Consider the following 14,662-nt stretch of genomic DNA (forward strand, 5'->3'; position numbering starts at 1 on the left):
TTATTCCTACTTTAATGATGAGCGATCGCCGTCACTTTTTAAAATTATTAGGTCTAAGTTTATTGGCAACCCAACTTACTGCTGCCAATAAGCGTTTATCGCCTCTACCCATCCTCAAACCACCCCGCCTTAAAGTTGGCGATACTGTAGCAGTAGTTAGTCCTGCTAGTATGATTTTCAAACATGAACTCAAATACGTCAATTTAGTTTTAGGGCAACAAAAATTCAAAGTAAAAGTTGGCACCCACGCTCTAGATCGATATGGATATTTAGCAGGTAAAGATAGAGACCGGGCTGCAGATATTAATGCCATGTTTGCCGATGACGAGGTAAAAGCATTGGTGGCAACTACAGGTGGTTGGGGTAGCAGTCGCATCTTGCCATTGTTAGACTATGACTTAATTCGGAAAAATCCCAAAATTATCATAGGTTACAGCGATATTACTGCTCTGTTATTGGCAATATATGCTCGCAGTGGTTTGGTGACATTTCACGGTCCCTTTGGTACATCTACCTGGAATAAATTTTCTGTTGGTTATCTCAAAAGTATATTGTTTGAAGGAAAAGCGATGACCTTGCAACCGCCCCCGAATATTGTGGAAACTATTACAAGTGGAAAAGCGCGGGGGCGACTGGTGGGGGGAAATTTGTCTGTGTTAACGGCGATGGTGGGGTCGAATTTTTTGCCAGACTGGCGAGGGAAAATTTTGTTTGTCGAGGATATCAGAGAGGATGTTTATCGGGTAGATCGAATGTTGACTCATTTGAGTTTAGCTGGCATTTTGCAACAGTTGAATGGTTTTGTGTTTGCCAGATGTACTCGATGTCTGGATGAAGAGGATAATTTTCCCACGTTAACATTATGGCAGGTTTTGTTAGATATTATTCGACCTCTAGGTATTCCTGCTTGGTATGGTACGGCGATCGGTCATATTCGGGATAAGTTTACAGTGCCATTGGGAGTAGAAGTAGAAATTGATGCAAGTCGCGGTACAATTAAAATGTTGGAAAGTGCTGTTTTTTAAAGGGTAGAGGTAGAGAATAGAAGTCATACTAAATCTGGTATAGATATTCCCACTATATCCTACTTTGTAGAGACCTTGCATTCAAGGTCTCTACAGGGTTTTGCGATTTGATCAAAACGGGTCTACTGAGTAGAAGTTATAATAGAAGCTAAAGTTATATCATTAAAATATGTATGCTGCCGAATACATGGAGGTTGATTGAAGAAAGCAGAAGTTAGAGGAGAAAAATTGGAAGATGCCTGCAAAAGATATTTATCATAATGTGGTGAAAAATGCTTTGATTAAAGATGGATGGACAGTGACTAATGACCCATTCCGTCTTAAATGGGGAGCCAGAGAACTTTTTGTAGACTTAGGGTTAAGTAAATTAATTGCTGCTCAAAAAGCAGAGCAAAAAATAGCTGTTGAAATCAAGAGTTTTACTAATCCTTCTAGTATTGCAGATTTAGAACAAGCTTTAGGTCAGTATTTACTTTATCGGGCAGTATTGGAAGAAGTGCAACCAGATTTTTTGTTGTATCTAGCAGTGCGGAAAATAACTTATCAGGCTATTTTTTCAGAACCTATTGGAGAGTTAGTTATTAACAAGTATAAAGTCAATTTATTAGTATTTGAAAGTAAAAAAAAGGAGGTCTCGCAATGGATACCTTAGCTCAATATCGCGCCATTATTCAACAGGAACTCGAAGAATATACAGAAATTCCCTATGCTTACGGAGATTTACAATGCCGTTTAATTATAAGTGAGGATAGGAATAATTTTTTATTAATTACTCAAGGATGGGAAGATGACGTACAAGTTCATGGGTGTTTAGTTCATATAGAGATTATTGGAAATAAAATCTGGATACATCGGGATGGTTTAGAGGATGGAATAGCATCCGATCTACTGAGAGCAGGTATTCCTAAAAATCAAATTGTCTTGGGTTTTCATCCGCCAGATGTCCGAGTTTTTACAGAATTTGCAGTGAATTAATTATTGACTACACTGGTATGATATAATTGAAGAGTTAGGGTGCGGAATATGCACCCAATTTTTAAGCTATTCAGAATATAGTTTTCGCAATTTATCCGTTGAGGAAATCTGGGGAATTTGAGAAGCGATTGCTGACGCAAAGCTACGCTAACGCCTCCAACAATTTCAGATTCTCTATTTGGGAAATCTCAGATAATCTTCCCATGTATGCATCACCAAACTTGAGTTTCAATCCCATTTCAATTGCCAATAATAACGCCTGTTTAATTTGAACATCTTTTTGGGATATCTCAGCATCCTTTTGGGATATTTCAGTATCTTTTTGGGATATCTCAGCATCCTTTTGAGATATTTCCAGATTTTTTTCTGCTGCTATTTCATCTCCTGTTTTAATGACATTCCCAGACTCATCACACCAACGTAACCAAGTACCATTCAGATTTTCAAACACACCATTCCAAAGAGTTAATCCTAAATTGAAATCAGCAAACCAAGCATCATTTTTAGGAATATAAGAACTACCATGAAGTTGAAATACTTGCAGTACAGTTTCACTTAGTTTTTGCAATGGATCGTAGACAACATAATAAGGTATTCGTAACTGAGCATAGTCTGTGAATTTACTTCCTAATTCATTGCCGGGAGTAGGAGAAACAATTTCAATTACCACATCAGGTGACTTACCAAATTCCCAGAATAAATAAGAACGAACATTACGTTCCCACCATTCTTCACTGCCAATAATATTTAAGCTTAAAAACACATCCGGCACAATTCCTGAATCTCGGATATGAGAAAATAAACCGACATTTGCAGCAACAATAAAAGGAGCATTTATAGGTATTTCAGCACCGCTATAAAATACAGTTGTGAGGAGACGTTGTTGTTTTTCATTAATAAAACTATCCAAGGGAGTATCATCCTCCAGAATCATATTACTGGTATCTGGATATTCATGGGGCAGAAGAGTCAATTTTTCTGACATAGTTCCTCCAGATTGATTTGGTAATTATTTAGTAATATTATACCAAGGGTGTCAGAGGTTGCCTGGGAACTCATCGATCCCTTGATTATCCCCCTGAATAAGGGGGACTTTCTGTTGTATTTCTCCCTTTTCTCTGGGTTTGGCGTGCTTAAAAAATAAGATCGCTCAGACTATCTGGAATAAAGTCAGCATCAAGATTAAGTGCGTCAGGTTGTATGTTTTGAACAATACCCAAAAATGAACCATTCAATTCAATTAGTGTTGATGATGCTGTTGCTTGGTTATCTAATTCTAGTTCCACAGGGGTTAAGGTGAGGTTAGATGCTGCAACGTTGGCTGGAAGCATGATTTTATCAACACCTGGCTCAAAGTCTACTATGACATCCGCATCTTCTACATTGGTTGGAGAAACAGAAGTACCAGACACTACAAACACATCAGCTCCATCTCCACCTGTTAATATGTCTTGCCCTCTGTCCCCTGATAATGTATCATTGCCAACTCCACCTAATAAAACATCATCTTCTCTGCCTCCGAAGATAACATCATTGCCACTTCCACCAACGAAGGTGTCGTTGTTATTATTACCTGAGAGGCTGTCGCTACCATCTCCTCCATCTAGACTATCAGAACCTCTACCACCCCATAGAATATCTGCTCCTCCTTCACCGAAAAGACTATCGGCTCCTCTGTTGCCAATAATTTGTTCTGCACTATCTCGGCCTGTAATTCGGTCATTCCCAGAAAGAGCTAGAATATCAGTCTGGCCTTCGGGGACAGTTTCTACATCGTCATCATTGCTAAATAGGTAGACTGTGCGATCGTCGAATTCATTGACAGCGTTTTCTTCTACGCCAGCAACAGGGTTTCCTGGATTGCTGTCGTCACCTTGAGGGCTGTCAATAGAGACGACAGGGTTTGTTGGGTCTGTCGGGTCGGTTGGGTCGGTTGGATCTGTCGGGTCGGGAGTAATCATACTATCGTCAATCACGCGGGGAGTTAGCGTAACTTCACCTCCACCCACTATATTCGCTTGGAGGGTATAATTACCCAATGAGTCAATTGAAGTAGGAGTGGTGTTAGTAACGCGAACTCTTAGGTTGGGATTACCTCCTGGTAATGTAAAGCTAGTAGAAGTACCTGCTGGTGCAACAATACTGCCGTTGTCAGCATTAACAACTTCTACCTGTGGGCTAAAACCCGAAGTATTGTTTTCGTCTGCCTCAATATTGGTTAAGGCCACATTAATAGTTGGACCCACTGCTGTTGCACTAATTTCAAATTCATCGGCTGGAGTAAACCCCATACCTACTGGAAAGATAAAATCATCAGCATTTAATTGACCTTCTACATTGAGCAAAGTTCCAGTTTGTGGATTTGCAAATGCACTGCTGCGCTCAGTTAAAGTAATTGTATTGTCATCTCCCAGGTCAGTTCTTACAACTAACTCATAAGGGTTATTAATATCTAAATTTATAGGACGAAAGCTACTAACCCGAATTCTGTAGTTGATATTTCTATCTATAGAAAAGTCGAGTTGTGAATTCTTGTTGTCTGGGAAATTTATGTCATCATTAAAGTCAATAACTTCACCTGTATCAGCATTGATAACTTGTAAAAAAGAGTCAAAAATGTTATCGTTACTTGTTAAAGCAATAGTTGCAAGTTCGTTAACTAGAACTCGATCAAAAGTGATATCCCATTCATCCGCACGAGAGAAACCCGTGGGATTTCTGGGGGGGGGGGAGCCGGAAAAATAATATCGTCAACGTTAAGTTCGCCTGAACCTGATTGAACAGCCATAAATTAATAGTTTACAAAAGTTAATTTTCAAGGCTAGCTTGAGCCAGCCTTTATAAATAATATATGCTACTTTTCGATGTATGTAATTTCTTCCTTAATAATTTTTTATAGAAATCAACAGTAATTATTCAATTTTTATCAAGTAGCGTTAAGATAGTTGTACGATAAGCCAGAAAATTCTTTGGATGCGCTTTTTGCCAAACTATCAAATCTTGAAAACTTTTAGCAGACTCTCTCCTCATTCTGTCTCCTTATTCCTTCTTCATTCTGACTCCCGATCAATTTTTGTGGATTAGAGCGAGTTTATTTAATCTTAGTGTGACCATGAAAATTGCAACTAAAACCCGCCCCTACTGTTGCACTATTTGAGATGAAACAGTCCACTACAATAATTCATCAGGATCGATACCTCTCTCCCGGAGCAACTCTGCTAGTCGGTCAGCACGTTGCTGTTGTTGGTCAGCCCGCAATTTCTCTTGGTCAGCCCGCAATTTCTCCTGGTCAGCGCGTTGTTGCTCCTGCTTCCTTAGTTGCTCTAATTCTACAGGAGTCATAAACTTGCGCCCCTCTGGTCCGTATATTTCCAAAGTTTCTGTTGTCAGTTGAAAGCGGATACCTAAACGGGGACTAACCCAACCATTTATTTCTTCTTCTTCTATTGTTTCTAAACGTTACCCCACTTTAATTGAACCTGTAAAATCTATATTATCGGGGTCATAAACATAGTATTCTTCAACTCCATAATTTTGATAAAACAGCAGTTTTTTCATCATCTCTTGAGGGCGGTTTCCTGGTGACAAAATCTCAAATACTACCTGGGGGGCAATATTTTCTTCTTCCCACTGTTTATAAGAACCGCGTTCGCCTTTTGGTCTGCCAAAAACAACCATAATATCGGGAGCAATACGAATTTTATTATTGCCTTGGACGGGATACCACAGGAAGTCTCCAGCCACAAATACATCAGCAACTTCAGCAAATACAATTTCTAGGTTTTCTTTGATCGTAACTATCCAGCGAAACTGTTTCGTATTATCTGCCATTGGTTGACCGTCACTGTCTGAGTAAATTATTTCTGGTTTGGTATCAGTAGTTAGTTTTTTTACCATACTGGTTCACCATTAAGTTTTATAGGCTGATTTTATGATATCAAATCCGCTTAATTAGGTATAAAAAAATTTTCATCTTCAAAGCAAACCGGGTTTATCTGAAATGCCATATCATACTGACATCTACCTAGCATAAACCCGGTTTTTGCGTAAATCCTAAAACTCTTACTTTTAACTTTTGAATGCCATGAATATTACGCTTTCAAAATTTTATCATCAACTGAAAAATCTACCTCTGCTTTGTCACGACCGGAGGCAATAAAATCATTTTCCAATGAATCTTTCAAACCGGAAATTAAATCATATTCTGGCTGCCAATTTAATTCCATCATTCCCTTATTTACACTGGCAAAAAAATGTTGAAGTCGTAATGGAAAAGCTTTCTTTTTTCCAAAGTCGAAATCTTTTGGATTATAATGTACTAATTTAATAGAATCAGGAGATTTTCCAGCAGCTTCAGCACAGGCGCGAGCTAAACCATCAAAAGTGACAAAACGCTCTCCAGAAATATTATAAATTTGCCCAATTGCTTTTTCATTTCCTAAAACATTTGCCATTGCCATTGCTAAATCTTTGACATGACCTAATTGAGTAATATGAAGTCCATTACCAGGAATTGGAATCGGGCGATCGCGTACAATTCTGTCAAAAAACCACGCTTCTAAATCATTATAATTTTGTGGTCCGTAGATATAAGTCGGGCGAATTGAAGTCCAGGGTAAACCTTGATTTGCTAATTCTGTTTCTGTTTCATATTTTCCTAAATGACGACTTTTTGGATCTGTAGCATCTCCCTCAATATGAGGCATTTGGTCAGACTTTAAATAAACTCCAGCAGAACTCATATAAACGAAATGTTTGACTTGACCTTTAAAGATTTCTGCCAGAGGTTTTGTATCAGTTAATTTTCGTCCATTATTGTCAAAAACAGCATCAAATTTTTCGGATGCTAATTTTTCTTTGAGTTGGCTAGCATCGGTTCTATCACCATGAATTTCTGTTATTCCTGAGACTGGAGCAGGTTTATTTCCACGATTAAATAACACAACTTCATGCCCTTGCTCCACCAAAATTTTAGTTAAATATACCCCAATGAATCGGGTGCCACCCATAATCAATATTCGCATTTTTCCCTCTTGTTCTAAATAGTTAATTATTTCATCATACCTATTTACCAACTCAAAAGTCAAAAGTAATATTAAATTTTTTTTGTATTTTTATGATATACCATACTTCAAGTCAAGAGAATTATTTTTAAATAAGGCATAAGTCATTTTCTTGAAAAATTATAGCAATCCTAAATAGGTTGTAAGATTTATCGTAGGGGTTTGGTCACCAAACCCTAGTCAACATAATGGAATTTGGAAACCAAACCCCTACAGTTTTTCTCACATCTCATTCCTGATTGCTATATAGTAACATCAGGGTAAATTTACCGAAAAATCAAGGTATAAAGCCTTCTATTTCAAGAGAAAAACTGCTGAGGATATTTCCTTATATTCAATCTTCTTGGTTTTCCTTAAAAGAATTATCCATTACCCATTATCAATAAAGGTATAAAGCCTTCTATTTCAACAGAAAAAAAGTGCTAGGATATTTCCTTATATTCAATTACGTTACGGTTTTAAGCAGAGGTAATTATCAATTATCAATTATTAATTATCAATTATCAATTATCAATTATCCATTATCCATTATCCATTATCCATTAATGAATTATGCCAACTGAATATTCAGATAAATCAAAAGAAGTAAAAGATCGAAAAACTTCTCTAAGGATAGTTTTTGTGTTACCTATAGTCCTGCAAATTATGGTTGCTGTAGGTTTAACAGGATGGCTCTCATTACGCAATGGACAAAAAGCAGTTAATAATGTTGCTAGTCAGTTACTCAGTGAAGTAACTACCCGTGTCGATCAACATCTAAAAAATTATCTCAAAACTCCTCCAATTATTAATCAAATTAATAGAGATGCTCTTCTTTTGAATAACTTAGACATAGACAATTTAATTATTTGGCGACCATACCTATTTCAACAAACTCGACTATTTAATCAAGTAAGTAGCATTGGTTTTGGCAGTGAGAAAGGAGAAGTTATCTGGATATTGAGATTAGATGAAAATAATTTTGAGCTGGGAATTAGTGATGAATTTAGTAATAGAAAACTACAAAAATATCCCTTAGATAATCAAGGTAATATAGCCAGACTACCAACAGGAGAATATGATTATAATCCAATAACAAGACCCTGGTATCAAGCTGCTGTAAAAAGAGGTATACCAACCTGGAGTAAAATATACCCCTGGATTAATGGAGATGGTTCAATAAGTAATTTAGGAATTGCTCATGTACTACCTTACTATGACCAAAAAAGTATTCGTCAGGGAGTACTTTCAGTTGATTTAAGCTTAGACAAGATCAGCAATTTTCTACAGAATTTAAAAATTGGTAAATCGGGTGAAATATTCATCGTCGAACGTTCTGGATTAATGGTAGCTACCTCTACTTCAGAAGTGCTATTTACGACTCAAGCTAATGGCAAAAAATTACAACGATTGAAATCTTCAGAAAGTAGTGAACCATTAATTAAAGCTGCTGCTCAATATTTACAGAAAAGATTCTTAGGTCTAACTAATATAAATCAAAGTAAACAATTAAGTTTTGAATTTAATAGTCAACGAAATTTCCTAGAAATTAAACCTGTAAAATATGGTATTGGTATTGATTGGTTGATTGTAGTAGTAGTTCCAGAAGCCGATTTTATGGAGGAAATTTATATTCAAAGACGCAATACAATTTTCTTATGTTTAGGTGCATTAGGATTAGCAATAACTGGTGGAATTTTAACTTCTCGGTGGGTAATTAGACCAATTCTAAGATTAAATAAAGCTGCTAAAAGTTTTGCTAAAGGAAATTGGCAACAAAAAGTAGAAGTTCAACACTCTGATGAACTAGGAGAATTAGCCCATTCATTTAATACTATGGCTGTGCAATTACAAGAATCATTTCATACTTTAGAAACAAAAAATTATGAACTAAAACGTTTAGATAAACTCAAAGATGAATTTTTAGCAAATACTTCTCACGAACTTCGTACTCCTCTGAATGGAATGATTGGAATTGCTGAATCAATGTTAGATGGAGCAACGGGAAAACTATCAGAAATTCAGCAAAAAAATTTATTAATGATTGCTCAAAGTGGTCATAGACTTACAGATTTAGTCAATGATATTCTTGATTTTTCCAAACTGAAACATCAAAATTTAGAATTGCAGTTAAAACCTGTAGGAATTAGAGAAATAACAGAAGTAGTTGTCACTATTTGTCAATCTTTAGTCGGGACTAAAAATTTAGAGTTAGTTAACTCTATTACGGCTGACTTACCTCCAGTTTATGCTGATGAAAACCGCTTACATCAAATTTTATATAACCTGATTGGTAATGGAATAAAATTTACGGAATCTGGGAGAGTAGAAATATCTACAGAGATTATTAATCAACAACAAAACTCACAATTAAATAATCAACATCCCATTCGAGAAAACCAACAATTAGCAATTACTATTTCTGATACAGGTATTGGCATTGCTGAAGATAATTTAGACAGAATATTTGCATCATTTGAACAAGCTGATGGTTCCACAGCTCGTGAATATGGAGGTACAGGTTTAGGTTTGGCAGTGACCAAAAAACTTGTGGAATTGCATGGGGGAAAAATTTGGGTAAAATCTCAAATAGGCATCGGTTCTCAATTTACTTTTACGATGCCAATATCTACAGAAGTTGCTGTTAGTAATAACTCTCATATACCTGGAATTACTCAGAATAATCAGATAGTATTAACTAGGGAGAAAGAAACTGTCTTCTCTACTGAAGGAGAATCAATAAATAATGGAAAAGAAATATCAGAAACAGCGCCAAAATTTAAAATTATGATTGTTGATGATGAACCAGTAAACTTACAGGTTCTTGTGAATATTTTATCCCTACAAAATTATTCCATAGTTCAGGCAATGGATGGCATAGAAGCATTAAAAATAATTGAGCAAGGTTGCCAGCCAGATGTAATTTTATTAGACGTAATGATGCCCAAAATGACTGGTTATGAAGTCACCCAAAAATTACGTCAAAATTTCTTACCCAGTGAATTACCAATTCTGATGTTAACTGCTAAAAATCAAGTCTACGATCTGGTCGAAGGATTAAATGCTGGTGCTAATGATTATCTGACAAAACCTATCTCTAAAAATGAACTAATGGCAAGATTAAAAACTCATCTTAGATTATCTCAAATTAACAATTCCTATAGTCGATTTGTTCCCCATGAATTTCTCAAATTTCTCAGCAAAGACTCCATAATTGATGTTGAATTAGGCAACCATGTCAGTAAAGAAATGGCAGTAATGTTTTCTGATATTCGCTCTTTTACCGCTCTTTCAGAAACAATGACTCCCCAAGAAAACTTTAATTTTGTTAATTCATATTTAGGGCGTGTAAGTCCAAAAGTTAGAGATAATTATGGATTTATAGTCAAATATTTAGGAGATGGAATGATGGCTGTATTTCCCAATGGAGCAGATGATGCAGTCAAGGCTGGTATTGCTAAAATTAAAGAAGTTGGAGAATATAATTTTATTAGAAAAAGTCAAGGTTATAAAGCAATAAAAGTGGGAATTGGAATTCATTTTGGACAAATGATGGTAGGGATGGTAGGAGAAAAAGCCAGAATGCAAGGTGATGCTTTTTCTGATAACGTCAACTTAACTTCTCGTTTAGAAGGACTAACAAAATTTTATGGAGTTTCTATTATAATTAGTGAAGCAGTATTTACTAATTTAGCAGATCCAGATCAATATCAAATTCGATTTTTAGATCGAGTCCTAGTTAAAGGGCGAAATCATCCTATTAAAATTTATGAAGTTATGGATGGAGAAACAGAATATTTGCTAAAGTTAAAGAAACAAGTTCAATCAGATTTTGAACAAGGAGTATTATATTATCAAAAGCAAGAATTTAACATAGCAAAAGAATATTTTCAGAAAGTATTAACAGTAAATTCACAAGATAAAACCACAGAAATTTATCTAGAGCGAGTGAATAATTTTTTATCAGAAGGTGTACCTACTAACTGGCAAGGAGTTACAAGCTGGAATCAAAAATAAAAAGAGGGAATATTCAATAATTAATAATTAACAATTAATAATTAATAATTATCTCTAATGAATCTTAGACGAGAAAATGTTTTTCTAACTGTTCCCTTTTCCCTGCCTATATAATTGAACCTTAAGTAGAAAGAAACAAGCCGCCACCATGCAAAAGTCACCACTAAACCCTATATTTTGCCAACTTTCACCAAAACTTCCCCTGCGAGCTATAGTCATTGTCCCATTTGTACTGCAAATCATTTCAGCAGTAGGGTTAGTGGGATATCTGTCATTTACAAATGGTAAGCGTGCAGTCAACGACTTAGCTCATCAATTACAAAACGAAATTACAGTCCGTATTCAGAAGAAACTGGATATTTATTTAGAAACTCCCCATTTAGTGAATCAACTAAATGTCAATGCTATTCGTCTTGATCAACTTAATATTCAAGCAACTAACGATCTCGAACTTCATTTATGGAATCAAATTCAGTCTTTTGACTCTATTGGCGTGATTGGGATTACATCTACATCAGGAACTATGGTTGCAGTTAGTCGCCAAGACAATAACGCATTAAATATTATTGTTACAGACAAATCTACAAACGGAGAACTACACGAATATACTACCAATAGTCAAGGGGGGCGAACTCAGCGCACAAAAGTAGTTCCCCAATATGACTTCCGTTTGCGACCATGGTATCAAGATGGTATTGGTGCAGCTCAAGCAGCCTGGGGTAAGATGTTTACATCCCTAATTGATGAAAAAGTAAAAATGATGGCGACTCGACCTGTAGTTGATAACGATGGTAATGTCATCGCCTTAGTCAATGCTACTCTCACTTTTTCTCAAGTGCATGAATTTTTACAGCAATTGAATATTAGTAAGTCAGGGGAAGCTTTCATTTTAAACCGTTCTGGAGAACTAATAGCTAGTTCAGGCAAAACCGATTCTTTTATTAATAACAATAATGACTCAAAACTGATAGACGCTTTAGATAGTAAAGACCCTTTAATTCGTTTAGCAAGTCAACATCTCAGAGACAGGTTTGGGGATCTAAATCAAATTCAGAATACTTCATTACTGAAGTTTGATATTGATGGTAAACAACAATTTTTACAAGTCGTACCTTTTAGCGATAAATATGGTTTAGATTGGTTAATTTTAGTAGTAGTTCCAGAAGCAGATTTTATGGGGCGTATTTATGCCAATACTCGGATTACTGTTGCCTTATGTTTGATGGCATTTATACTAGCAATTTTTCTTGGTTTACTTAGTTGTGAATTAATTATTAGACCAGTTAAACGTTTGAAAGAAGCAGCAACTTCTTTATCTGTTGGGAATTGGGAACAAAAAGTCAAGGAAGTGCCCATTGATGAATTAGCAATATTGGCTCAATCATTTAATCAAATGACAGAGCAAGTAGAAAAATCATTTGTTGAATTGGAGAGAAAAAATGCTGCTTTACAGGAGGCTGATAGGTACAAAGATGAGTTTATGAAAAATATTTCCCATGAGCTGAGAACTCCACTTAATAGTATTATTTGTTCGCTCAAATTAGTCCTTGATAACTTTTGTGATAGCCCAGAAGAAGAAACTGAATTATTAGAGCAAGCTGATAAATCTGCTATTCATTTGCTGGATTTAATTGATGAACTTTTGGATTTGGTACAAATTAAAGAAGGCAAACTTATAATTGAGAAAAAGTTAGTAAATTTGTCTGAATGTTTAAGTGAAATAATCGATTCTCAACAACCTCTAATCCAACAGAAAAATCTGGAACTATACAAACCTAATATGTCTAAATCAATATTTGTAGAAGCTGACCCGACAAAGCTAAAGCAAATATTTTTAAATGTTATTGATAATGCAATTAAGTTTACTGAGACTGGCAGTATTACTATTGATATTCAGCTTAAACCTGGTATGAATACTTATTATATCGATGAAATTCCGATTGCAGTAGTAACTATTCAAGATACAGGAATTGGAGTTGAACCTAGTCAACAACAGCAATTATTTCAATCTTTTGTCATGCAGGATGGTTCCACTACTCGTGCTTATAATGGTTGTGGTTTAGGATTAGCAATTTCTCGTAGTTTGATGGAATTAATGGGTGGTAATATTACTCTAGAAAGTGCTGGTAAAAATCAAGGTACAACAGTTTATATATCTTTACCTATTACTCTCCAAACTTCTGATTATAGTTAAATTTTGATCACTTTAATTGTAACCATTTCCTGCGGAATGCGGAGCTAACAGCTATTAGCAGTCAGCTCATCCTAGGTCATGCTACGCAAACAGCTTTTTATATATACCTTGCTTTTAAGGGCAAGGTTTTAAAATAATACCCACACTTCAGGCCAATTTTAACTAGAACTTAATCAAACTATAAAACATTGATAATTGCTATTTGACCATAACTAATTGTATACTAATCGGGCACAATTGAAAACCAGGGTGATAATATGCAATCAAATTCTGATGATTTCCCAGAAAAAAACTCAGGAAATGCTATACCTTATTATACCATATCCAAAGCAAATTTATCACTTTTATTACACAATATATCAATTGCTGCCTTGGTCGGAGTAATAGCTTTTACAGGAGTAAGCTCTTTGATTATTGCTGCTAGTAAAAACTCGCTTAATGAGATGGAAAAAACAGAAATAGAATAGACTTATACTACTACTTGGTTTCTTTTAACTCTATAGTAAAAAGGTGCCTTTCAATAAATTTCTATTAATTGCCAAATTTTATGTCAATTCTATACTAAATATCAAAATGAATAAGTTCCTTAAAACCATCAAAAATCTTGTTCTTCCTGAACGAGATGAAGTTTTCCTCAAATTTATTGAATCTATGGAAATCATAGTTTCTAAAGTTCTGACTTTATCTATGATTGCTGTGATTCTTTTTGCTGTATTCGATCTAGTCGTTTTTATATCTGAAAAACTTTTCTTTGCACCCCATCCTCTATTTAAAGATTCTTTATTTGAAATATTTGGACTATTTTTAAATATTTTAATTGCTCTGGAACTTTTAGAAAATATTACAGCTTACCTCCATAAGCACGTTTTTAGTCTAGAGTTAGTAATTGTTACTTCTTTAATTGCTGTAGCCCGAAAAATTATTATTTATGATTTGGATAAAAAAGGAGGAGACGCCTTAGTTGGATTAGCATTTGCTATTTTTGCTTTATCTATTAGTTATTGGATTATTAGCTCACGAAAAAAGCCTCCATCCCATCATTAAATATGATATAGCAATCCTCTAATCGGTTGTAATATTTTAGTGGTAGGGGCGAACGGCCGTTAGCTTCGCATAACTATCGTTAACGCCCGTACAGGAGTCAGGAGTCAGAATTTTCAAGGTTTTCAGCTCAAATTAACTATTATTAAAACTGTCACGACCAATTTAGGATTGCTATATGGTTTAATCTTTTTAAATAATAGGTCATTTCAGTTATCAGTTAGCCTCCTGCGGAGGAACTACGTTAACAGTTAGCCTCCTGCGGAGGAGCTGCGCTTTTTCGTATAGGGAATGCTCCGCTTTCCATGTCGCACAGCGTTAACGTTTGCGTAGCATTCCGATAGGAAAGTTGTGCGGAACGCTAAACA

10 protein-coding genes and 1 pseudogene are annotated in these 14,662 nt (G+C 35.5%); 7 read left to right on the forward strand and 4 right to left on the reverse strand.

The genetic code is table 11. The features are described from left to right. Positions 1–17 precede the first annotated feature (17 nt). From ACP6PK_RS04590 to ACP6PK_RS04600, 3 genes are all read left to right on the forward strand, one after another. A complete protein-coding gene (locus tag ACP6PK_RS04590) occupies positions 18–1,025 on the forward strand; it encodes a S66 peptidase family protein (protein WP_426558176.1) in 1,008 nt (335 codons plus the stop codon). 235 nt (positions 1,026–1,260) lie between these two features. Beyond that, positions 1,261–1,677: a XisH family protein gene (locus tag ACP6PK_RS04595; protein WP_426558160.1), complete on the forward strand. Its 417-nt coding sequence runs from the start codon at positions 1,261–1,263 to the stop codon at positions 1,675–1,677. Further along, a complete protein-coding gene (locus ACP6PK_RS04600; RefSeq protein ID WP_426558162.1) occupies positions 1,665–2,000 on the forward strand; it encodes a XisI protein in 336 nt (111 codons plus the stop codon). The genes ACP6PK_RS04595 and ACP6PK_RS04600 overlap by 13 nt, the downstream gene beginning before the upstream one ends. Positions 2,001–2,142: 142 nt before the next feature. Here the strand turns inward: ACP6PK_RS04600 and ACP6PK_RS04605 are convergent, their stop codons facing one another. The 4 genes and pseudogenes from ACP6PK_RS04605 to ACP6PK_RS04620 all read right to left on the reverse strand — a co-directional run bounded on the left by ACP6PK_RS04605 (position 2,143) and on the right by ACP6PK_RS04620 (position 7,024). Continuing rightward, positions 2,143–2,985, reverse strand: coding sequence for a Uma2 family endonuclease (locus ACP6PK_RS04605; protein ID WP_426558164.1), 843 nt, complete (start codon positions 2,983–2,985; stop codon positions 2,143–2,145). A gap of 148 nt (positions 2,986–3,133) precedes the next feature. After that, entirely contained in the window at positions 3,134–4,345 is a 1,212-nt protein-coding gene (locus tag ACP6PK_RS04610; RefSeq protein WP_426558166.1) for a calcium-binding protein, read from the reverse strand. 826 nt (positions 4,346–5,171) lie between these two features. After that, positions 5,172–5,897: pseudogene (locus ACP6PK_RS04615) on the reverse strand (Uma2 family endonuclease). 194 nt (positions 5,898–6,091) lie between these two features. Then, positions 6,092–7,024, reverse strand: a complete 933-nt coding sequence (locus ACP6PK_RS04620; RefSeq protein ID WP_426558178.1) for an NAD-dependent epimerase/dehydratase family protein — start codon at positions 7,022–7,024, stop codon at positions 6,092–6,094. 591 nt (positions 7,025–7,615) lie between these two features. Between ACP6PK_RS04620 and ACP6PK_RS04625 the strand changes: the two genes are divergently transcribed. The 4 genes from ACP6PK_RS04625 (at position 7,616) to ACP6PK_RS04640 (ending at position 14,297) form a co-directional block, all read left to right on the forward strand. Beyond that, positions 7,616–11,059 (forward strand): response regulator, encoded by a 3,444-nt coding sequence (locus tag ACP6PK_RS04625; protein ID WP_426558168.1) that lies wholly within the window; start codon positions 7,616–7,618, stop codon positions 11,057–11,059. Positions 11,060–11,207: 148 nt separating this feature from the next. Then, positions 11,208–13,253 carry a HAMP domain-containing sensor histidine kinase gene (locus tag ACP6PK_RS04630; RefSeq protein WP_426558170.1) on the forward strand — a complete coding sequence of 682 codons (2,046 nt, stop codon included), beginning with the start codon at positions 11,208–11,210 and terminating at the stop codon, positions 13,251–13,253. Between the two features lie 257 nt (positions 13,254–13,510). Then, positions 13,511–13,720, forward strand: a complete 210-nt coding sequence (locus tag ACP6PK_RS04635; protein WP_426558172.1) for a hypothetical protein — start codon at positions 13,511–13,513, stop codon at positions 13,718–13,720. A 106-nt stretch (positions 13,721–13,826) separates the two neighbouring features. Beyond that, on the forward strand, positions 13,827–14,297 hold the full coding sequence (locus ACP6PK_RS04640; protein WP_426558174.1) for a phosphate-starvation-inducible PsiE family protein: 471 nt from the start codon (positions 13,827–13,829) through the stop codon (positions 14,295–14,297). Positions 14,298–14,662 lie beyond the last annotated feature (365 nt).

Source organism: Dapis hubbardiae BLCC-M172 (assembly GCF_050016015.1).
Classification (GTDB): Bacteria; Cyanobacteriota; Cyanobacteriia; order Cyanobacteriales; family Microcoleaceae; genus Trichodesmium.